Consider the following 21434-nt stretch of genomic DNA (forward strand, 5'->3'; position numbering starts at 1 on the left):
CTACGGGGCTCAACTGCCCCCGGCGGATTTCGAGAACAGCAACTGGCATTTGTTCCAGCTGGTGCTGCCGGAGCGCGGGGATGGCCAGCCGGCACGGGCTGCCTTCATGGAGCAGATGCAGGCATTGGGCGTCGGTGTCGGCTATCACTACCCGCCGATTCACCTGCTGAGCCTTTACCGCGAGCGCGGTTTCAAGGAGGGCATGTTCCCGGTTGCCGAGCGGGTCGGCCGCCTGATTGTCTCGTTGCCGATGTTCACGGCCATGAGCAAAGCGGATGTCGAGCGTGCGGTGGCGGCAGTCAAGGCTGTTCTAAAGCCTTGAATCGTTCCTTGTAGGAGCACGGCTTGCCCGCGATGGTGTTTTCGAAGACGCCATCGCGGGCAAGCCAGGCTCCTACAAGAGCAACGTTATTCGCCGATGGCAGCCTTGTAGCCTGCCGCGTCGAGCAGCTTTTCCAGGTCAGCGGTGTTGCTTGGCTTGAGCTTGAAGATCCACGCGCCGTACGGGTCGGTGTTGAGCAGTTCCGGGTTGGCGCTCAATTCTTCGTTGATCGCTATCACTTCACCGGCAATCGGGGAGTAGATATCGGAGGCGGCTTTAACCGACTCAACTACACCGGCTTGATCTTCGGCAGCAAACACATTGCCAACTTCAGTCAGCTCCACGAACACCACATCACCCAGCGCTTCCTGCGCGTGATCGCTGATGCCCACGGTGACGGTGCCGTCGGCTTCCAGGCGGGCCCATTCGTGACTTTCGGCAAAACGCAGGTCGGCAGGAATATCGCTCATGTTCTGTGTCCTCAAGAAAAATGTCAGCGGTTTCAGTCCGCCAAAAAATGTTAGATCAAGGTTTTGCCGTGGCGCACGAAGGTCGGCTTGACCACTCGGACCGGGTACCACTTGCCACGGATTTCCACTTCGGCGCGGTCGGCAGTTGCCATCGGCACGCGCGCCAGTGCTATCGACTTGCTTAGCGTAGGAGAGAAACTACCACTGGTGATCTCCCCTTCGCCAACATTGGCGATGCGGACCACTTGATGAGCGCGCAAAACTCCTCGCTCCTCAAGGACCAACCCCACCAGTTTGTGCTGCACGCCACCGGCCCGTTCGGCTTCCAGGGCCGTACGCCCGATGAACTGGCGAGTGGCCGGTTCCCAGGCAATGCTCCAGGCCATATTGGAGGCCAGCGGCGATACATCCTGATGAATGTCCTGGCCGTACAGGTTCATGCCGGCTTCGACCCGCAAGGTATCCCGCGCACCCAGGCCGATGGGGGAAATACCCGCGCCGACCAGATCGTTGAAAAACCCCGGGGCCTGATCGGCCGGCATGACGATTTCCAGACCGTCTTCGCCGGTGTAACCCGTACGCGCGATGTACCAGTCACCTTCTGGCTGGCCTTCGAACGGCTTGAGTAACTGGATCAGGTTGCTGCGGGCCTGGGACACCAGCTCGCAGATTTTTTGTCTGGCCTGAGGGCCCTGAATGGCCAGCATCGCCAGCTCTGAGCGCTCGTTGAGCTGCACATCGAAACCATCGAGGTGAGCCTGCATCCAGGCGAGATCCTGATTGCGGGTGGAGGCGTTGAAAACCAGGCGATAACCATCGTCGAGGCGATAGACGATCATATCGTCGACGATGCCGCCGCGCTCATTGAGCATGGTGCTGTACAAGGCACGGCCGGGGCTGTGCAGGCGCTCGACATCATTGGCCAGCAAGTGCTGGAGCCAGGCCTTGGCCTGGGGGCCGCTGATATCGATCACGGTCATGTGGGATACATCGAAAACCCCGCAATCGCGGCGCACCTGATGGTGTTCCTCGACCTGCGAGCCGTAATGCAGAGGCATATCCCAACCGCCAAAATCGACCATCTTCGCGCCGAGGGCAAGATGAAGGTCATACAGAGGCGTACGCTGTCCCATGGGTTTCTCCTTCCGGGCGTGGCGAGGGTGCGGACCGGTGCTGCACGGGGTGAAAACCTTGAAGTAGAAGGCTCCCAGCCGATATCAGCTACCGGGTCTTTCAGACGGACCGCACCGAATGCCGCGCATTGTAGCCGCAAGGTGTAGGACTGGCACCTAGCTGTTTCGATGCGCCGATCGTCGAATCAATCCGATGACCGGCAACAGCCCGACCAACACCAGAGTCAGCGCAGGCAAAGATGCCCTCGCCCACTCACCTTCACTGGTCATTTCAAAGATCCGAACGGCCAGCGTGTCCCAGCCAAACGGGCGCATCAGCAGGGTCGCGGGCATTTCCTTGAGCACATCGACAAACACCAGCAACGCGGCGCTCAACGTACCCGGCAACAACAAGGGCAGATACACCTTGAAAAACAGTCGCGGCCCACTGACGCCAAGACTACGTGCTGCTTCGGGCAAAGATGGCCGTATACGCGCCAGGCTGCTTTCCAGTGGCCCGTAAGCCACTGCGATAAAACGCACCAGATAGGCCAGCAACAACGCCGACAGACTGCCCAGCAGCAAGGGTTTGCCGGCGCCACCGAGCCAGCCGGACAACGGGATCACCAGCTCGCGATCCAGGTAACTGAACGCCAACATGATCGACACCGCCAACACCGAGCCCGGTAAAGCGTAGCCGAGATTGGCCAGGCTGATGCCGGAGCGGATCACGCGAGTCGGTGCCAGGCGTCGGGCGAAGGCCAGCACCAAAGCAACGCTGACCGTGATCAATGCCGCCATGCCGCCCAGGTACAAGGTATGAAGGATCAGCCCTGTGTAACGTTCGTCCAGATCCAGTCGTCCGCGCTGCCAGAACCACACCACCAGTTGCAGCACCGGGATGACGAACGCACAGGCAAACACCAAGCCGCACCAACTCATGGCCGCCAGCGCCTTGACCCCGCGCAGGTGATAAAGCGCCTTGACCCGCGGCCGTTCATTACTCGCCCGGTTGGCCCCGCGAGCGCGACGCTCGCCGTACAGCACCACCATCACCACCAACAGCAACAGGCTGGCCAGTTGTGCTGCTGTGGAAAGGCTGAAGAATCCGTACCAGGTTTTGTAGATGGCGGTGGTGAACGTGTCGAAGTTGAACACCGACACCGCACCGAAATCGGCCAGGGTTTCCATCAACGCCAACGCTACGCCCGCGCCGATGGCCGGGCGAGCCATCGGCAAGGCCACTCGCCAGAACGCCTGCCACGGGGATTGACCGAGCACCCGGGCCGCTTCCATCAGGCCTTTGCCCTGAGCGAGGAACGCGGTACGGGCCAGGAGATAGACGTAGGGGTAGAAAACCAACACCAGCACAAGAATGACACCGCCGGTGGAGCGTACGCGCGGCAGCCTCAGGCCGCTGCCAAACCATTCGCGCATCAGTGTTTGCACGGGACCAGCGAAATCGAGCAGGCCGACGAAGACAAAGGCCAGCACGTAGGCCGGAATCGCAAACGGCAGCATCAGCGCCCAGTCCAGCCAGCGCCGACCGGGAAACTCGCAGAGACTGGTGAGCCAGGCAAGGCTGACGCCCAGCAAGGTAACGCCGACACCGACGCCCAGTATCAGGGTCAGCGTATTGCCCAAAAGGCGCGGCATCTGCGTGTCCCAGAGGTGGGACCAGATCTGTTGATCGATGGTTTGCCATGACAGCAGTAAAACGCTGAGGGGCAACAAGACCAGCGCAGCGATGGCGAAGACCAGGGGATACCAGCGGCGTTGGGCGGGGTGGGCCACGGAAAATTCTCAGACGTGTGAATCTAGACATGATTGTGCCCACGCTCTGCGTCACGCTTCGACGCGGAGCGTCGGGGGATGCATTCCCACGCAGCGCGTGGGAACGATCAGCAGCGCGGTCAGTTCCAGCCAGCGCGATCCATCATGCGGATCGCTTCCGCCTGACGCTTGCCGGCCACTTCCACTGGCAGCGTGTCAGCCACGAACTTGCCCCAGGCCGCGACTTCTTCCGAAGGCGCTACCGCCGGGTTGGCCGGGAACTCCTGATTCACGTCGGCGAAGATTTTCTGCGCTTCAGGGGTGGTCATCCATTCCACCAGCGCCTTGGCTGCTTCCGGGTGCGGAGCGTGTTTGGTCAGGCCGATACCTGACAGGTTGACGTGCACACCGCGATCAGCCTGGTTTGGCCAGAACAGCTTCACGCCCAGGTCAGGCTTTTGCTTGTGCAGGCGACCGTAGTAGTAGGTGTTGACGATGCCCACATCGCACTGACCCGCATTGATCGCTTCCAGTACCGCGACGTCATCCGAGAACACGTCGGTGGACAGGTTGCTCACCCAGCCCTTGAGGATCTTCTCGGTTTTTTCGGCGCCGTGGACTTCGATCATGGTGGCCGTCAGGGACTGGTTGTAGACCTTCTTCGCTGTGCGCAGGCACAGGCGCCCTTCCCAGTTCTTGTCGGCCAGTGCTTCGTAAGTGGTCAGTTCGCCCGGCTTCACTCGATCCGTGGAATAAGCGATGGTCCGCGCCCGCAGGCTCAGGCCGGTCCAGGCATGGGAGGACGCGCGGTATTGCTGCGGAATATTGGCATCGACCACTGGGGAAGTGAACGGCTGCAGGATACCCATTTGCTCGGCCTGCCACAGGTTACCGGCATCGACTGTCAGCAGCAGGTCGGCGGTGGCGTTCTCGCCCTCGGCCTTGATCCGCTGCATCAGCGGCGCTTCCTTGTCGGTGATGAACTTCACCTTCACCCCGGTTTTGGCGGTGTAGGCATCGAAGACCGGTTTGATCAGCTCGTCGATACGCGAGGAGTAAACCACCACCTCGTCAGCGGCCTGGGCGGCGGTGCTGCCAATCAGGGTCAGGGCGAGTGCGGCCAGTAGACACTTCGGTAACATGGGAGCGATCTCTCGATGAAAAAGTGAGGACAAATGATAAGGAATCACATTTGGCATCTCAATCGATCAGTTTGTGGAGGAGTTACCAGATGTTGCATCACCGCTGGTACGGGCTATTGTGGCGAGGGGGCTTGCCCCCGTTGGGCTGCGAAGCAGCCCCAGCAATCCTTAAATCTAAAATGAGTCAACCGAATTGCGACCGCTTCGCGCTCGAACGGGGCGATGCGGCGTTCCGACAAGCCCCCTCACCACAGGGCCATGTTCGCTTCAGGCCTTGGCTAGAGCCGGCAAATCTCCAGTCAGTCCAAGCGCCTCACGCACAAACAACGCCTTGGCCTCAGGCATCTGTTCAACCATCTTCAACCCGGCATTGCGCAACCAGCGCACCGGCAGCGGATCTGCCTGAAACAACCGCTCAAACCCTTCCATCGCCGCCATCAACGCCAGGTTGTGGGGCATGCGCCGCCGCTCGTAACGGCTCAGCACTTTGACATCTGCCAAGCGCTCGCCACGTTCCGCCGCTTGCAGCAACACTTCGGCCAGCACAGCGGCATCCAGGAAGCCAAGGTTCACACCCTGCCCGGCCAGCGGGTGAATGGTGTGCGCCGCGTCGCCGATCAGTGCCAGGCCTTCGGCCACATAACGCTTGGCGTGACGCTGACGAAGCGGCACACACAAACGCGGGTCAGCACTGATCACGGTGCCAAGTCGGCCTTCAAAGGCGCGCTCAAGCTCTCGGCAGAAGCCGTCGTCGTCCAGCGCCATCAGGCGTTCGGCTTCACTCGGCGTGGTTGACCAGACGATCGAACACCAATCCTGCTGGCCATCACGCTCCAGTGGCAAAAACGCCAGCGGACCGTTGTCGGTGAAGCGCTGCCAGGCGGTCATTTGATGCGGTTTGGAGCTGCGCACACTGGTGACAATCGCGTGGTGCATATAGTCCCACTCGCGCGTCGCCATGCCGGTCAGGCGCCGAACGGCCGAGTTGGCACCGTCCGCCGCAATTACCAATGGTGCGCGCAACGTACGGCCGTCGGCCAGGGTCAGCAGCCAGTCATCACCCGAGCGGCGCATCTGTTCCAAACGCGCATTGGCCAGCATCCCGAGGTCGCAGTCGTAAAGGCGGTCGAGCAAGGCGTCCTGAACCACACGGTTCTCGACGATGTGCCCCAGCACCTCGGCATGCACACTGGCAGCCGAGAAATGGATCTGCCCGGTGCCGCTGCCGTCCCAGACGTGCATGTCGGTGTAAGGACTGCTGCGTCGCTTGACGATGCCGTCCCACACACCCAGGCGTTCGAGAATCCGCTGGCTGGCAGCCGACAAGGCGCTCACCCGCGGTTCGAACGGCGCCTGGCCATCGAAGGGTTTGACGCTCAGGGGGCTGCCGTCCAACAACAGGACTTCCAGCCCGCTGTCCTGCAACGCCAGCGCCAAGGCGCTGCCGACCATTCCGGCCCCGACAATCAGCAGATCTGCGCGCATGTCCATGCTTTAAGCCTGTCTCGCTTGCGGCTTGAGCCGCACGTAAAGGGTTTTTTCGACCCGCGCCACCAAGGTGCCGGCGCCGTCGTGAATATCGACCTGCAATTGCGGCAGGTATTTTTCGCCATCGGCGGTTTGCCGACGGATCTCGTCGAGCAAGGTCTCGTCGATCCGGAAGTTGGCGAAAACCGGGCCTTTGCCTGGCGAAATGAAATCGATGTCGGCAGCTTTGTCCCAGACGATGTACTGGCGCCCGAGGTTTTCCATCAGCATCAGCATGTAGAACGGATCGACCATCGAATACAGGCTGCCGCCAAACTGGGTGCCCACGTAATTACGGTTGTACCAGCTCAGGCCCATAGACACCGTGATGTCCCGAAAGTCATCGCTGATGTGCCGCACCCGAACCCCGGCGCCCAGGTACGGCGGGTAAAAGGACATGAAACAACGCATCAACCGCGCCTTGCCGAAGGTGTTCGTTAGCCACTTAAGCATCGGGACGCGTACCCAACCCCATTGCCTGCCGGGCAAACCAGCGTTTGGCCGGCGGCAGCAGATCGAGACCGAGCAAGCCGAGGTTGCGCCCCAGCGACACCAGCGGCTGGGTGCTGCCGAACAAGCGGGTGACCTGATCGGAGAAGCCCACGGTCAGGTTCTGATCCAGACGCTGGCGCTCGCGATAAGCCTGCAAGGTGGCAAAATCCCCCGGCCCGGTCTCGCTAGACAGCAAAGCATCGGCCAAGGCCTGAGCATCGCGCAGCGACAGGTTGAAACCCTGTCCGGCAATCGGGTGCAAGCTGTGGGCCGYATTGCCGAGAATTGCCAGATGCGGACGCACCTGCTCTTCGGCTTCGATCAGCGTCAGCGGGTAAAGATGCCGTGCGCCGACCTGCTTGAGGGTACCGAGGCGATAACCGAACGCCCCCTGCAACTCGCTGAGAAAACTTTTTTCATCGAGCGCCGCCAGCCGTTGTGCGTCCATGCCCAGACGGGTCCAGACCAACGCGCAGCGGTTTTCCGGCAGCGGTAGCAAAGCCATCGGGCCGTCGTCGGTGAAACGCTCGAAGGCCATACCGTTGTGCGCTTCGCTCGGGGTGATGTTGGCGATCAGCGCGCTCTGGTTATACGGACGCTTCTTGATGCCGATCCCCAGTTGCTCGCGCAGGCCCGAACGGCCGCCATCGGCGAGCACCGCAAGGTCGCATTCCAGGGTGGTTTCATCACTGAGGGTCAGGCGATAGCCGTCGGTCAGCGGTTCCATGCGCGTGACTTCCGCCGGGCAACGCCAAGTGACCACGTCCTTGTCCAGACCTTGCCAGAGGCATTGGCCGAGCCAGGCGTTTTCCACCACATAACCCAGCGCCGGAACGCCTTCTTCCATCGCCGATAACCGAGCGGTGGAAAAACGTCCTCGGTCGGACACATGAATCTGCTTGATCGGCTCGGCGCGGCGGGAGATTTCCTGCCACACGCCCAACCGTTGATAAATCTGTTTGGCGCCATAGGACAGCGCCGAGGAGCGAGCGTCGTAGCTCGGCTGATAGGTATCGCCCGGGGCGAATGGCTCGATCAGGACGATTTTCCAGCCGCGCACCTTGGCCCCGGCCTGCAACGCCAACGCAAGACTGGCGCCGACCAGGCCGCCACCAATGATTGCCAGATTGACCCGGCTCATGCGGCTTGCGTCCGTGCTTGCGCCATCAAGGCTTCGATGTCGGCGACCGTTTTCGGCACGTCGTTGGTCAAAATTTCACAACCGGTTTTGGTCACCACCACGTCGTCCTCAATGCGCACGCCAATGCCGCGCCATTTCTTCGCCACGTTTTGGTTGTCCAGGGAAATATAGATCCCCGGCTCCACCGTCAGCGCCATGCCAACTTCCAGCACACGCCATTCGCCACCGACCTTGTACTCACCGACATCATGCACATCCATCCCGAGCCAGTGACCGGCGCGGTGCATGTAAAAAGCTTTATAGGCTTCGCTGGCGATCAATTCGTCGACGTCGCCCAGCAACAGGCCCAGCTTCACCAGCCCGGCAGTTATGACTTTAACCGTGGCTTCGTGGGCCTGATTCCAGTGTTTGTTCGGGGCGATTTCGGCGAAGGCGGCTTCTTGCGAGGCCAGCACCAACTCGTAGATCGCTTTCTGTTCCGGTGAATATTTGCCGTTGACTGGCCAGGTACGGGTGATGTCGCTGGCATAGCAGTCAATCTCGCAACCGGCGTCGATCAGCACCAGGTCACCATCCTTGAGCACCGCGTCATTCTGCTGGTAATGCAGGATGCAGCTGTTGCGTCCCGCGGCAACGATTGACCCGTAGGCCGGCATCTTCGCCCCGCCCTTGCGGAACTCGTAATCGAGCTCGGCTTCAAGGCTGAACTCGTGCAGTCCGGCGCGGCTGGCCTGCATCGCGCGGATGTGCGCCCGGGCGGAAATCCGTGCGGCTTCACGCATCACCTTCACTTCTGCCGCCGACTTATACAGGCGCATGTCGTGAAGCAGATGATCCAGGGCAACATATTCGTTCGGCGGCTGGGCGCCGAGGTGCGCTTTAGAGCGGATCACGTTGATCCAGTCCATCAGGTGCCGGTCGAATTCGGGGTTGCTGCCCATGGCCGAATAGACCCGGTCGCGCCCTTCGATCAGGCCCGGCAGGATGTCGTCGATGTCGGTGATGGGGAAAGCGTCGTCGGCACCAAAGTCGCGAATCGCGCCTTCCTGGCCAGCGCGCAGACCGTCCCACAACTCTCGCTCGGCGTTGCGCTCACGGCAGAACAGGATGTATTCGCCATGCGCGCGCCCCGGCATCAACACGAGAACTGCCTGAGGCTCGGGGAAACCGCTGAGGTATTGGAAATCGCTGTCCTGACGATAAACGTGCTCGACGTCGCGGTTGCGAATGGCCACTGCGGCGGCGGGCAGGATCGCGATGCTGTTGGGTTCCATCTGCGCCATCAAGGCCTTGCGGCGACGGCTGTATTCCGATTTCGGGATATGAATCATGGGCAGATGGCTTTTCCTGGCTCGCGATTAGTGCAACGACGGTTTGGCGGCTGGCGGCATGTCCGCTTTTTTGGTTTCGGAGAACAGCAGCAGTGGAGCCACACGCAGGTACTCCATGACTTCCATGTAATCGCTTTCGCCGTCTTCGGACTCTTCCAGGGCATCTTGCACCTGAGAAATGGCGGCCAGGTCCTGCAACACTTCGGTGGCCTCGGCGCTGAGCATGCTGCTATCCCGGCAGTTCAAGCCGAAGCCGCTGAGGAAACCCTGRCACCATTGGCCCAGCGCGATAGCACGGTCAGCCAGCGGTGCGTCGTCGGTCGGCAGCAGCAGAACGACGGTCACGTCGTCGCCGGTGAGCTCGCCCTTGACCATCGCCTGCAAGCCGATCAAGGCGTTGCGGACGTTGTCCTGCGGTTCGCTTTCCAGCAGTTCGGCGGCATCGATCAACCACTCTTCGGCATCGAAGCCGGCACCGGCGCAACTGCGGCCGAGCAACAGGCCATGCAGTTCGGCAGGCGAGACATTATGACCGCTGGAAGTCAGCAGGGTGGCGAAGGCTTGGTACGGGGAATTCTGAATGGTCATGGGCAGCTAGGCGCCAGACGGCGCTATGTCTAGAATGAAGGCCTTGTATCCTACATCGACAGACTCGCCAAGACTATTAAAGGCTGTCCGCCAGTTACCACCCATCAGACTCTCTATGTGGACACTATGGACGACACCGACCTGCAAGCGCTGATGGCTAGACTCGAACTGCTAATTAGCCGAGTCGAGCAACTAAAGAGTCAAAATGGACTCTTACTAGCTCAGGAAAAGACCTGGCGCGAGGAACGCGCGCACCTCATTGAAAAAAACGAAATCGCCCGGCGTAAGGTTGAATCGATGATTTCGCGCCTCAAAGCCCTGGAGCAAGACTCATGAGTTCAAGCAATAGCGTTACCGTGCAGATCCTCGACAAAGAATATTCGATCATTTGCCCGCAGGAAGAGCGCAGCAATCTGGTGAGCGCCGCCCGTTATCTGGACGGCAAAATGCGTGAAATCCGCAGTAGCGGCAAAGTCATCGGCGCCGACCGCATTGCCGTAATGGCGGCGCTGAACATCACGCACGACCTGCTGCACAAGGAAGAAAGGCCGGACGTACAGGCCAACGGCTCGACCCGCGAACAGGTTCGCGACCTGCTGGACCGCGTCGATCTAGTGCTCGCCACCGATCCGGATGTCACCAAGGGCTGATTCGTGGAACCGCTTGGGTTATACTCGCATCACTCCCTGGGGTGCTTGCCAGTTGACCACGTCCCTGAGCCGATTCGCACTACCCTGGAGGCTGCACGTTGGGCTGGTGTGCATGTCCGCTAGACGGAAAGCCTTAAAGCCTACTGCATCTTCCACCTTGAACTTTCGGGTTCAAGGGCTAAGTCAGCAGCGGTTCATCCGGGGAGCCTGATTCCAATCCGATGCCGGTTTAATTACCGGCATCGGCTTTTTTACGGGTACGCTTTGCGTACTTGTCCTGTCGAAGCCTGAATCCATGACCGAACCTGCGCTGCTTCCCCGCCCGCAACTTCGACGCATGCTGCGCAAGGCCCGCCGCGCACTGACCTCCAGTCAGCAGCGCCAGGCTTCTCGCGGGTTGTACAGGCAACTGGCCCAACAGCCGCTGTTTCGCCGTGCCAAACACATATCCCTGTACTTGCCGACCGACGGTGAAATCGACCCGCGCGTATTGCTGCGAGCCGCTCAACGTCGGGGCAAGGCGACATATCTGCCGGTGCTCAGTGCCTGGCCGCGAACCAAAATGGTATTCCAGCGAATTCGCCCAGGCGAAAAACTCCAACCCAACCGTTTCCGTATTCTCGAACCCCGAGCCAACCTTGCTCGACAGCGCAAGGTTTGGACGCTGGATCTCGTGCTCTTGCCATTGGTTGGATTTGACGATGTCGGCGGGCGGCTTGGAATGGGCGGCGGCTTCTACGACCGAAGCCTGGCCTATCTGGCGCGCCGCAAAACATGGCGCAAGCCGACGCTGCTGGGGCTGGCCCATGAATGTCAGAAAGTCGAACGATTGGCTCAGGCGAGCTGGGATGTGCCGCTGCAAGGAACGGTGACAGACAAGGCGTGGTATTTCGCAGACTAGACGCCACTGCAATCAGCGGCGTCCAAAAGACAGGTTTAGCGCATGAAGGGCGACGGCTGTTGTTGCTGGGCGATTTCGATCGGAGCGTCAGTCTTGTTGTTCCACAGACTTTGGGCATAACCAGTGGTTACGACACCGAGGCCGAACAAAATAACCAATATCCAGAGTAAATCCGGTTTGCGTTTCATCGATTGCCCCCAAGGCACATCAACACGATGACAGCAGCGGTTCCGTTGTAGGTGTAGGCCGTGCAGCAGCGTCAAGCTAAGAAGGCCGGCATTTTGCGACAACGAGAACTGACACGCAAACGCTGGCGTCAACCGACTGTCGGTTTGTCATAAAATGGCCTCACAATCTCTCCGCCCAATTCGCAAGGAGCAAAAACCATGGCCTATTGGCTGATGAAATCCGAGCCCGACGAACTCTCGATCAAAGGTCTGGAGAAGCTTGGCCGAGCGCGCTGGGACGGGGTTCGCAACTATCAGGCGCGTAACTTTTTGCGGTCCATGGCGGTGGGTGACGAGTTTTTCTTCTATCACTCCAGCTGCCCGGAGCCGGGAATTGCCGGGATTGGAAAAATTGTTGAAGCGGCGTACCCGGACCCGACGGCGCTGGAGCCGGAGAGTCATTACTACGATCCGAAGGCCACCGCCGAGAAAAACGCCTGGAGCGCGATCGATGTGGCGCATGTCGAGACGTTTGCCAAAGTGTTGAAGCTGGATTATTTGAAGCAGCAGACCGCGTTGGCGGAGATGCCGTTGGTGCAAAAGGGTTCGAGATTGTCGGTGATGCCGGTTACGGCGGAGCAGTGGGCGGTGGTTATCGCACTTAAGCCTTGAGCCAAGCGGTGCTTGAAAGACCGCCTTCGCGAGCAAGCCCGCTCCCACATTTGATCGCGGTCTAATGTGGGAGCGGGCTTGCTCGCGAAGGGGCCATTGCGGCCAACAAAAATCTTATTGAATGATGAGGTTGTTGAACAACAAATCCTCAACCACCGGCTTGCCGGTTTCGTCGTTCATCACCTGCTGAGTCTGTTTCAGGGCTTCCTGCCGCAGCTTTTCCTTGGCTTCAACGTTGCTCATCGTCTCGGTCGTCTGCTGAGCAAACAACGCCACCAGCTGATTACGAATCAGCGGCTCGTTGGCTTTCACCGCTTTGGCGGCATCCTCACCGGTCACGCGCAAGGCCACATCAGCCTTGTACACCTTGAGCTTGGGCGTACCGTCAAGCCCGTAGTTGCCCACGAATGGTGGGCTGAGGGTGATGTAATTGACCTTCGGAGCTTCACCTTCTTTGGCTTCTTCGGCCATCGCTGCCACAGGCAGAGACAGGGCGGCCAACAACATGATCCACGCTTTCACAATTCGCTCCTTATCCGGTTTGCGGGCTAGCATAACGACCCGCCGCTCAAGCACAAGCTTATGGCTGACTATCAGGGTCGGGCATGCTCGTTGACCCATTGACTCACACACTTACACTTATCGGCCATCACTCCCAAAGGAATAGCCCTGATGAAAGCCGTGCTGTGCAAAGCCTTCGGCCCTGCCGAATCGCTGGTGCTGGAAGACGTCGCCAGCCCTGTCGCCAAGAAGAATGAAATCCTGCTGGACGTGCACGCCGCCGGGGTCAATTTCCCGGACACGCTGATCATCGAGGGCAAGTACCAGTTCAAACCGCCCTTCCCGTTTTCACCGGGCGGTGAAGCGGCCGGCGTGGTCAGTGCAGTGGGTGAAAAAGTCAGCCACCTCAAGGTCGGTGATCGAGTCATGGCGCTGACCGGCTGGGGCAGCTTCGCCGAACAGGTCGCTGTGCCGGGTTACAACGTGCTGCCGATCCCACCGTCGATGGACTTCAACACCGCCGCCGCTTTCAGCATGACCTACGGCACCTCGATGCATGCCCTCAAGCAACGCGCCAATCTGCAACCCGGCGAAACCCTGCTGGTGCTTGGGGCTTCCGGCGGTGTGGGGCTGGCCGCTGTGGAAATCGGCAAAGCCATGGGTGCCCGCGTGATCGCCGCCGCCAGCAGCGCCGAAAAACTTGCGGTGGCCAAGGCTGCCGGTGCCGATGAACTGATCAACTACAGCGAAGCCAGCCTCAAGGAGGAGATCAAACGCCTCACCGACGGCCAGGGCGCCGACGTGATCTACGACCCGGTCGGCGGCGACCTGTTTGACCAGGCCGTGCGCGCCATCGCCTGGAACGGCCGCCTGCTGGTGGTCGGCTTCGCCAGCGGACGCATTCCGGAATTTCCCGTGAACCTGGCGCTGCTCAAAGGTGCCGCCGTGGTCGGCGTGTTCTGGGGTTCTTTTGCCCAACGCCAGCCTCAGGACAACGCGGCGAATTTCCAGCAGTTGTTTGGCTGGTTTGCCGAGGGCAAATTGAAGCCGTTAGTGTCGCAGGTGTATCCGTTGAGCAATGCGGCACAGGCGATCAATGATCTTGGCCAGCGCAAGGCGGTCGGAAAAGTGGTGGTTCAGGTTCGCTGAGCCTGAAAATGCGGTCTGAATTATCCAGACCGCATTTTTACTGGTAGCCGCTTGTTTGCGGGCTATGGCGTTTTGGAGCCTCACACAAACCGCCCGTCAGACCCGCGAAGCAGCGATTGCCTGATCGGACGTTGATTTGCAGCGTTTGAGGCGCGCCTCCAGATTTCGGTCCGGCATGGCGTGGGTACGCAGGGCATGCGCCGTCTGCTCGACATAATCGCGAGTGGTGCCATACCGCCCGCAAGCGCTTTCGAACACTTGGCTCAGCACATGATCCGGCAAGTTGCCGGCATAGCTGGGCAGGTGCCGCTCCAAAACAAATCCCAATGCCTGAACCTGATTTCCGTCTTCGAGACGGCAGTTGAGCCAGTGTGGGCGATAGGAGGGGACTGGCATTTCGCGCTGCCACAGTGCGTAAAGCGAGGCTTCGAGTTGTTCTTCGGGCAAACGATAAGCGAAGCCGCTGCAAGAGCCACCACGATCCAGGCCAAACACCAGGCCAGGCATTTCCGGTGTGCCGCGATGTTCGTGAGACCACAGGTACAAACCCCGATGGTAACCATGCACCCGCCCGCGAACGCGCTCCACCGCGGTGCACTCTGGACGCCAGATCAATGAACCGTAAGCGAACAACCAGACAGGCCCGCCCTTGTGGCGCGCCATGGTCGACTGCATCGAGCCGAGCAACTGCTCGTGCGTAAGCTGCGGGCCCAAGTCGAGCCGTGGAGGGTAAGCCGGATTCAGAAAAGCCGATTCAATGGCGCTCATGGCGATTAGCGTTCAGCTCCCCGCGGGTAATGAATTACTTAATAGAACGCACCGCTGTAACAATAAGGCACATAAGTTTTAAGGCAATTTAGATGCCATGGCACGGTTATTAAATGATTGCCTTAACCAGATATAACCTACCGGCATTTATATAATTTTATAAATACCGATCGGCTATATGATGAGTTATATCGAATAAGACTGCGGATCAAGATCGAGGATCAAGATCGAGGCGCGTACGCAAACACGTCGGCGCGCATTTGATGCGCATCCATCCCCGCTTCCACCAGCGCATCCAGCGTGCCGTAGACCATGGCCGGTGAGCCGCTGGCGTAGACATGCAAGGGTTTCAGATCCGGGAAATCCTCACACACCGCCTCGTGCAACATCCCGCACCGCCCTCCCCAACCGCACTGATCACTGACGACCTTGTGCAGGAACAGATTGGGCAGTTTCAGCCATTCATCCCAATGCTCTATCTGGTAAAAGTCTTCAGGACGACGCACGCCCCAGTACAAATGAACCGGATATTTGAAGCCAGTGGCGCGGCAGTGCTCGATCAGGCTATGGATCTGGCCCATGCCGGTGCCTGCGGCGATCAACACTAACGGGCCGTCTGGCAATTCCGCCAGATGCGTATCGCCAAATGGCAGCTCGACTCGCACCATCGGATTGCGCTGAAGCTGGCTGACCAGGTTTAACGCACTGCTTTCGCGCGCCAAAACATGAATTTCAAGATCACGCCCGCCATGGGGTGCCGACGCCAGGGAGAATGCGGATTTTTCGCCGCTTTCACGCTCGATCATCAGGTACTGGCCCGCGTGATAACGCGGTGCTTTACCGGCCGGCGCGCGCAGACGCACGCGCCAGGTGTCGCCGCCGACGTCCCTGCATTCAATGACCTGACACGACACGCTGCGCACCGGCAGTTCTCCCAGCGCGAGCACGCCATCCCACAGCACGATGCAGTCTTCCAGCGGCTCTGCTATGCAAGTGTAGAACTCGCCGTGGTCGCGCACATTGCCGGCTTGTTCGACCCGCCCTTCCACCAGCAACGCCGCGCACACATGGCAATTGCCGTTGCGGCAGCTTTGCGGGCATTCATAGCCCAGGCGCCGCGCACCATCAAGAATCCGCTCGCCGGGCAGAATATCAAGCACTGCTCCGGAGGGCTGCAAGGTTACACGCATCAATCTATTCCTAACTGATTCCAGATGGCATCGATCCGTTGGGTCACGGCGTCGTCCTTGACGATCACCCGGCCCCACTCGCGAGTGGTTTCGCCCGGCCATTTATGCGTGGCATCGAGCCCCATTTTCGACCCCAGGCCGGACACCGGCGAGGCGAAGTCGAGGTAGTCGATCGGCGTGTTGTCGATCATCACCGTGTCGCGCTTGGGGTCCATGCGCGTGGTGATGGCCCAGATCACGTCGTTCCAGTCCCGCGCGTTGATGTCGTCATCAGTGACAATAACGAACTTGGTGTACATGAACTGTCGCAAAAACGACCAGACACCGAGCATTACCCGCTTGGCGTGGCCCGGATACGACTTCTTCATGGTCACGATGGCCATGCGGTACGAACAGCCTTCCGGCGGCAGGTAGAAGTCGGTGATTTCCGGAAACTGCTTCTGCAGGATCGGCACAAACACTTCGTTCAGCGCCACGCCAAGAATCGCCGGCTCATCCGGCGGACGACCGGTGTACGTACTATGGTAGATCGGCTTGATCCGGTGGGTGATGCGTTCGACGGTGAACACCGGGAAGCTATCGACTTCGTTGTAGTAACCGGTGTGGTCGCCATACGGACCTTCGTCGGCCATTTCACCCGGATGGATCACGCCTTCAAGGATGATCTCGGCAGTGGCAGGGACTTGCAAGTCATTGCCACGGCATTTCACCAACTCGGTGCGATTGCCGCGCAGCAGACCGGCGAACGCATATTCGGAGAGGCTGTCCGGTACCGGCGTTACGGCACCGAGAATGGTCGCCGGGTCAGCACCCAACGCCACGGACACCGGGAATGGCTGGCCAGGGTGCTTCTCGCACCACTCGCGATAATCCAGCGCGCCGCCACGGTGGCTCAACCAGCGCATGATGACCTTGTTGCGGCCAATCACTTGCTGGCGGTAGATACCGAGATTCTGGCGATCCTTGTTCGGACCCTTGGTGACGGTCAGGCCCCAAGTGATCAGCGGACCGACATCGCCCGGCCAGCAGGTTTGTACGGGGAGCATCGCCAGATCGACGTCATCGCCTTCGATGACTACTTCCTGGCACACCGCGTCTTTGACGACTTTCGGCGCCATGGCGATGATCTTGCGGAAAATCGGTAACTTCGACCAAGCGTCTTTCAAGCCCTTCGGAGGCTCGGGCTCTTTGAGAAAGGCCAGCAGCTTGCCGATTTCGCGCAGTTCACTGACCGCCTCGGCGCCCATGCCCATAGCGACCCGCTCGGGAGTGCCGAACAGGTTGCCAAGTACCGGAATATCGTAGCCGGTAGGGTTTTCGAACAGCAGCGCCGGGCCTTTCGCCCGCAGAGTGCGATCACAGACTTCGGTCATCTCCAGAACTGGAGAGACGGGGATCTGGATGCGTTTCAACTCTCCGCGCTGCTCAAGCTGCTGCACGAAATCCCGAAGATCCTTGAATTTCATTGACGGTGGCACCCCTAAAATAGGCGTACATCCTACCTGCTCTGCCGGCTGCTGGCAGCTTATCGCTGCTTACCTGGCTGCATTTGGGTCGCCATTGCCCAGAGTTGCCCGTGCGTGCAAGCGCTCGAACAATGGCTCAAGCACCGGCGCGATGAACCGAGCACCGACTTCGGACAAGTGATTGTCGTCGACGTACATCGAATGACCATCGAGTTCGGTGCGGCAAAGCCCTTCGTCATCGCACAGCAGCGGAGACGGATCGACAACAGTCACCCCGGAATCGGCTGTCGCAATTTCTGCGAACAACTGGGTGATGAAGACCTGGCGCTTGAAGTGTTCGGCCACCGCCAGTCCCACGTTATCGGTTGGACGATTCATCATCGCCAAGCGGCTGAGCCGGTAAGGTGGGCTGAACGGTTGCAGCGGCACTTCCTTGACCAGCCAGACGCGATGGCCGCCGGCGCGCAGTTGCCGGACGGTTGCCTGTAATCCCTCGGTCAGCTGTTGCTCGGCGTTCGCCCGGTCATAACGACCAAGGGAATCGCGCAACACATGCCCAAGGTCACCGTTCGCATCGCCATAGAGATACAGGCTCCAGTGCGCGACCAACACCACATCGCCCACCGACTGCGTCTTCATGGCCTGCTCGACCCGGCGATTGAACCGCGCACACTGCGGATCGTGTTCCAGCCCTTCAACCGGAATGCAGCCCGTAGAACTGGCCAGTATCACGCTGACACCGTACTTTTGCGCACCGTCGTCGAATACCGGAATCAACGCCGTGGCATGACTATCGCCCCAGACCAGCGCCTTTGAAACGTTCGGCACTGGCATTCCGTAATGACAAAAGAGCTTGTCGTCCGGAGTTTGATCATTGGCCACGCAACGCATCAGTTCCGGGCGCCACTCTTTCCCTTTGGCATACTGCAAGGCTTGATCGGACAGGCGCGAGGGTAAACCATCTGTCCAGCGCAACGCTTGGCCGGCCAGCCCCAACACCAACACACCCACCCCCGCCGCGAGCAGAATCTGCCTACGCCCCGCCAACAGCCGGCGCTCGCGCAACGGCGTCTCGACGAATCGCCAAGACAGGTAACCCAGCACCAGGCTGAGCAGTATCAATCCTGAGATATCGAACGGGCCGAGCTCATCGACGMTGGCATAACTGGCGAATACAAAGACCGGCCAGTGCCACAGATACCAAGAATAAGAAATCAACCCGAGCCCGACCAGCACACGGCTGGCCAGCAAGCGACCGACCAGGGTTGGCCGATGGCCGTTGGCCAGGATCAGCGCGACCACACCCAGGGTCGGCAGCAATGCGGCTACACCAGGGAACGGCGTGCTTTTGTCATAGCAGAACATGGCCGTCAGAATCAGTCCGGCTCCGGTCAGGCTCACCAGCTGCGCCGCAATGGGTGTCAGACGCCAGCCAGTTCGCGGCGCGATCGCCAGCATGGCGCCGGCCAACAGCTCCCAGGCCCGCATCGGTAACAGAAAAAAGGCTTTTTCAGGGTGGTGAGCAACGGCCCAGACGCTGAGCCCGAATGACACCAGCAACACACCAAACAGTGCCARGCGCCAATGTTTCAGGCGACTCGACGGCACTGTCAGCAGCAGCGGAAAGACAATATAAAACTGTTCTTCAACCGCCAGCGACCACGTATGCAGCAAAGGCTTGAGATCGGAGGCGACGTCAAAATAGCCGTCCTGACGCATAAACAGGATGTTGGAAACGAACATCACCTGATAGCGCACCGAGCGGCCCAGCTCTTCGTAATCTGCGGGCGCCAGCAGGAACCAGCCCACCACCAACACAGCGACAATCATCACAAACAGCGCTGGCAGAATCCGCCGGGCACGGCGGGCCCAGAAATCGACAAAGCTGAAATGCCCGGCCTGCCGTTGATTCCAGATGATCGAGGTGATCAGGAAGCCGGAAATCACGAAAAAAATGTCCACGCCGACGAAGCCGCCGGTGAAGCCAGGAACACCAAAATGGAACAACACCACCGCAATCACCGCGATTGCGCGTAAGCCGTCGATGTCCCTTCGATAAGCAAGCGTGCTCATAAACAGGAATGCCAGTCAGTTGAAGTTGTTTGGGTCGCATGCCCAATTCGCTTCTGTACTGACAAACCGTAGTCGAAAACCTCCCTTTTTTTGCAAAAAAAATGGCGCCCCGAAGGACGCCATTTTCTAGCGGTTAAAACCGTCTTACTTACGCTTCATCGACAAGAAGAACTCGTCGTTGGTCTTGGTCGTTTTCAGCTTGTCGACCAGGAACTCGATGGCAGCGATCTCGTCCATCGGGTGCAGCAGCTTGCGCAGGATCCACATGCGCTGCAACTCGTCGTCGGCTGTCAGCAACTCTTCGCGGCGGGTGCCGGAACGGTTGATGTTGATGGCCGGGAAGACGCGTTTTTCAGCGATACGACGGTCCAGAGGCAGTTCCATGTTGCCGGTGCCTTTGAATTCTTCGTAGATCACTTCGTCCATCTTCGAGCCGGTTTCAACCAGCGCGGTGGCGATAATGGTCAGCGAACCGCCTTCTTCGATGTTCCGCGCTGCGCCGAAGAAACGTTTCGGTTTCTCCAGGGCGTGCGCATCGACACCACCGGTCAGTACCTTGCCGGAGCTCGGGATCACGGTGTTGTAGGCACGGGCAAGACGGGTGATGGAGTCGAGCAGGATCACCACGTCTTTCTTGTGTTCTACCAGGCGCTTGGCCTTCTCGATCACCATTTCGGCAACCTGCACGTGGCGGGTTGGCGGCTCGTCGAACGTCGAGGCAACCACTTCGCCGCGCACGGTGCGCTGCATTTCGGTTACTTCTTCCGGACGTTCATCGATCAGCAGCACGATCAGATGAACTTCAGGATTGTTACGGGCGATGTTCGCTGCAATGTTCTGCAGCATGATGGTCTTACCGGCTTTCGGCGGTGCAACGATCAGACCGCGCTGGCCTTTGCCGATCGGGGCGCACAGGTCGATGACGCGACCGGTCAAGTCTTCGGTGGAACCGTTACCGGCTTCCATCTTCATGCGCACAGTCGGGAACAGCGGGGTCAGGTTCTCGAAGAGAATCTTGTTTTTCGCGTTCTCGGGACGATCGTAGTTGATCGTATCAACCTTGAGCAGCGCGAAATAACGCTCGCCTTCCTTTGGAGGGCGGATCTTGCCAACGATGGTGTCACCGGTGCGCAAGTTAAAGCGACGGATCTGGCTTGGCGAGACATAGATATCGTCCGGGCCGGCCAGATAGGAAGCGTCAGCGGAGCGCAGGAAGCCGAAGCCGTCCTGGAGAATCTCCAGCACGCCATCACCGGAGATTTCCTCGCCGCTTTTAGCGTGCTTTTTGAGCAGGGAGAAAATCACGTCCTGCTTGCGCGAACGGGCCATATTTTCTATGCCCATCTGTTCGGCCAATTCGAGCAGTTCGGTAATCGGCTTTTGCTTGAGTTCAGTCAGATTCATATAGGAATGACGTAATCATTTATGGAGGGGGGAAATTAAGCTTTTGGCTTAATGAGGCCGCGCCGCAGAGAAGGCGACAGGATCGCGTACTTATTCGAAAAGGAGTGCGTCGGCGACGGCTAGCAGGGGGCAATGGAGAAACCAGTGCGGGGCCGAATGTAACACCTGAATTTCGGAGCGTCTAGCCCTGAATAACGAAAAGGCCCCGCAATGCGCGGGGCCTTTTTGATGACGCTTGAATCAACGCTTAGATGTTGGCGTCGAGGAAAGCAGCCAGCTGCGACTTGGACAGTGCGCCGACCTTGGTCGCTTCAACGTTGCCGTTCTTGAACAGCATCAGCGTCGGGATACCACGCACGCCATGCTTGGCCGGGGTTTCCTGGTTTTCGTCGATGTTCAGTTTGGCAACGGTCAGCTTGCCTTTGTAGGTTTCAGCAATTTCGTCCAGAACAGGAGCGATCATTTTGCAAGGGCCGCACCATTCAGCCCAGTAGTCGACCAGTACAGCGCCTTCGGCCTTGAGGACGTCGACGTCGAAGCTAGCGTCGGTGACGTGTTTAATAAGATCGCTGCTCATGGAAGTCTCCAGGTTGTA

At 59.4% G+C, this 21434-nt stretch carries 23 protein-coding genes and 1 other RNA gene; 7 read left to right on the plus strand and 17 right to left on the minus strand.

Annotated elements, in window-relative coordinates; genetic code table 11:
- The coding region (locus tag AC1DRJ_RS00005) for a DegT/DnrJ/EryC1/StrS family aminotransferase (RefSeq protein WP_477800226.1) at positions 1–322 on the plus strand (322 nt) is incomplete at its 5' end.
- Between the two features lie 86 nt (positions 323–408).
- On the opposite strand, the gene gcvH is transcribed toward AC1DRJ_RS00005, so the two are convergent.
- The 9 genes from gcvH to AC1DRJ_RS00050 all read right to left on the minus strand — a co-directional run bounded on the left by gcvH (position 409) and on the right by AC1DRJ_RS00050 (position 9898).
- The gene (gcvH, locus tag AC1DRJ_RS00010; RefSeq protein ID WP_310333424.1) at positions 409–792 is read right to left on the minus strand and encodes a glycine cleavage system protein GcvH; all 384 of its coding nucleotides are present in this window, start codon (positions 790–792) and stop codon (positions 409–411) included.
- Between the two features lie 50 nt (positions 793–842).
- Entirely contained in the window at positions 843–1925 is a 1083-nt protein-coding gene (gene gcvT, locus AC1DRJ_RS00015; protein ID WP_477800227.1) for a glycine cleavage system aminomethyltransferase GcvT, read from the minus strand.
- A 156-nt stretch (positions 1926–2081) separates the two neighbouring features.
- Complete coding sequence (locus tag AC1DRJ_RS00020; protein ID WP_477800228.1) at positions 2082–3698, minus strand: ABC transporter permease; 1617 nt, start codon at positions 3696–3698, stop codon at positions 2082–2084.
- A gap of 119 nt (positions 3699–3817) precedes the next feature.
- A complete protein-coding gene (locus AC1DRJ_RS00025) occupies positions 3818–4819 on the minus strand; it encodes an extracellular solute-binding protein (RefSeq protein ID WP_477800229.1) in 1002 nt (333 codons plus the stop codon).
- A gap of 267 nt (positions 4820–5086) precedes the next feature.
- Positions 5087–6304 carry a 2-octaprenyl-3-methyl-6-methoxy-1,4-benzoquinol hydroxylase gene (locus tag AC1DRJ_RS00030; RefSeq protein WP_477800299.1) on the minus strand — a complete coding sequence of 406 codons (1218 nt, stop codon included), beginning with the start codon at positions 6302–6304 and terminating at the stop codon, positions 5087–5089.
- Between the two features lie 9 nt (positions 6305–6313).
- Positions 6314–6799, minus strand: coding sequence for a DUF4442 domain-containing protein (locus tag AC1DRJ_RS00035; RefSeq protein ID WP_477800230.1), 486 nt, complete (start codon positions 6797–6799; stop codon positions 6314–6316).
- Positions 6792–7979 carry a 2-octaprenyl-6-methoxyphenyl hydroxylase gene (gene ubiH, locus AC1DRJ_RS00040; RefSeq protein ID WP_477800231.1) on the minus strand — a complete coding sequence of 396 codons (1188 nt, stop codon included), beginning with the start codon at positions 7977–7979 and terminating at the stop codon, positions 6792–6794. The genes AC1DRJ_RS00035 and ubiH overlap by 8 nt, the downstream gene beginning before the upstream one ends.
- On the minus strand, positions 7976–9310 hold the full coding sequence (gene pepP, locus AC1DRJ_RS00045; RefSeq protein ID WP_477800232.1) for a Xaa-Pro aminopeptidase: 1335 nt from the start codon (positions 9308–9310) through the stop codon (positions 7976–7978). Before pepP ends, ubiH begins: the two co-directional genes overlap by 4 nt.
- Before the next feature lie 27 nt (positions 9311–9337).
- Positions 9338–9898, minus strand: coding sequence for a YecA/YgfB family protein (locus AC1DRJ_RS00050; protein ID WP_477800233.1), 561 nt, complete (start codon positions 9896–9898; stop codon positions 9338–9340).
- A 126-nt stretch (positions 9899–10024) separates the two neighbouring features.
- On the opposite strand from AC1DRJ_RS00050, the gene AC1DRJ_RS00055 reads away from it, so the two are divergent.
- From AC1DRJ_RS00055 to AC1DRJ_RS00070, 4 genes are all read left to right on the plus strand, one after another.
- A complete protein-coding gene (locus AC1DRJ_RS00055; RefSeq protein WP_223517825.1) occupies positions 10025–10234 on the plus strand; it encodes a TIGR02449 family protein in 210 nt (69 codons plus the stop codon).
- Entirely contained in the window at positions 10231–10548 is a 318-nt protein-coding gene (locus AC1DRJ_RS00060) for a cell division protein ZapA (protein ID WP_201190290.1), read from the plus strand. Before AC1DRJ_RS00055 ends, AC1DRJ_RS00060 begins: the two co-directional genes overlap by 4 nt.
- Positions 10549–10578: 30 nt before the next feature.
- A non-coding RNA gene (ssrS, locus tag AC1DRJ_RS00065) (6S RNA) lies at positions 10579–10757 on the plus strand.
- Positions 10758–10843: 86 nt separating this feature from the next.
- Positions 10844–11449, plus strand: a complete 606-nt coding sequence (locus AC1DRJ_RS00070) for a 5-formyltetrahydrofolate cyclo-ligase (protein ID WP_477800234.1) — start codon at positions 10844–10846, stop codon at positions 11447–11449.
- A gap of 35 nt (positions 11450–11484) precedes the next feature.
- On the opposite strand, the gene AC1DRJ_RS00075 is transcribed toward AC1DRJ_RS00070, so the two are convergent.
- Positions 11485–11637 carry a hypothetical protein gene (locus tag AC1DRJ_RS00075; RefSeq protein ID WP_477800235.1) on the minus strand — a complete coding sequence of 51 codons (153 nt, stop codon included), beginning with the start codon at positions 11635–11637 and terminating at the stop codon, positions 11485–11487.
- Between the two features lie 198 nt (positions 11638–11835).
- Here AC1DRJ_RS00075 and AC1DRJ_RS00080 point away from each other — a divergent pair, with 198 nt between their 5' ends.
- On the plus strand, positions 11836–12288 hold the full coding sequence (locus AC1DRJ_RS00080) for an EVE domain-containing protein (protein WP_477800236.1): 453 nt from the start codon (positions 11836–11838) through the stop codon (positions 12286–12288).
- Positions 12289–12402: 114 nt separating this feature from the next.
- Here the strand turns inward: AC1DRJ_RS00080 and AC1DRJ_RS00085 are convergent, their stop codons facing one another.
- Positions 12403–12810, minus strand: a complete 408-nt coding sequence (locus AC1DRJ_RS00085; RefSeq protein WP_477800237.1) for a flagellar basal body-associated protein FliL — start codon at positions 12808–12810, stop codon at positions 12403–12405.
- Positions 12811–12960: 150 nt separating this feature from the next.
- On the opposite strand from AC1DRJ_RS00085, the gene AC1DRJ_RS00090 reads away from it, so the two are divergent.
- The gene (locus AC1DRJ_RS00090; protein ID WP_477800238.1) at positions 12961–13938 is read left to right on the plus strand and encodes an NADPH:quinone oxidoreductase family protein; all 978 of its coding nucleotides are present in this window, start codon (positions 12961–12963) and stop codon (positions 13936–13938) included.
- 96 nt (positions 13939–14034) lie between these two features.
- Here AC1DRJ_RS00090 and AC1DRJ_RS00095 read toward each other — a convergent pair whose 3' ends face one another.
- The 6 genes from AC1DRJ_RS00095 to trxA all read right to left on the minus strand — a co-directional run bounded on the left by AC1DRJ_RS00095 (position 14035) and on the right by trxA (position 21416).
- Positions 14035–14706 (minus strand): gamma-glutamylcyclotransferase, encoded by a 672-nt coding sequence (locus AC1DRJ_RS00095; RefSeq protein ID WP_477800239.1) that lies wholly within the window; start codon positions 14704–14706, stop codon positions 14035–14037.
- A 221-nt stretch (positions 14707–14927) separates the two neighbouring features.
- Positions 14928–15896, minus strand: coding sequence for a CDP-6-deoxy-delta-3,4-glucoseen reductase (locus AC1DRJ_RS00100; protein WP_477800240.1), 969 nt, complete (start codon positions 15894–15896; stop codon positions 14928–14930).
- Positions 15896–17362, minus strand: coding sequence for a 4-hydroxy-3-polyprenylbenzoate decarboxylase (ubiD, locus tag AC1DRJ_RS00105; RefSeq protein ID WP_007942423.1), 1467 nt, complete (start codon positions 17360–17362; stop codon positions 15896–15898). The genes AC1DRJ_RS00100 and ubiD overlap by 1 nt, the downstream gene beginning before the upstream one ends.
- Positions 17363–17431: 69 nt before the next feature.
- The gene (locus AC1DRJ_RS00110; protein WP_477800241.1) at positions 17432–19435 is read right to left on the minus strand and encodes an acyltransferase family protein; all 2004 of its coding nucleotides are present in this window, start codon (positions 19433–19435) and stop codon (positions 17432–17434) included.
- A 144-nt stretch (positions 19436–19579) separates the two neighbouring features.
- The gene (gene rho / locus AC1DRJ_RS00115) at positions 19580–20839 is read right to left on the minus strand and encodes a transcription termination factor Rho (protein WP_007942421.1); all 1260 of its coding nucleotides are present in this window, start codon (positions 20837–20839) and stop codon (positions 19580–19582) included.
- Positions 20840–21086: 247 nt separating this feature from the next.
- Entirely contained in the window at positions 21087–21416 is a 330-nt protein-coding gene (gene trxA, locus AC1DRJ_RS00120; protein ID WP_008150340.1) for a thioredoxin TrxA, read from the minus strand.
- Between the last annotated feature and the right edge of the window lie 18 nt (positions 21417–21434).

Source organism: Pseudomonas sp. P5_B2 (assembly GCF_056400445.1).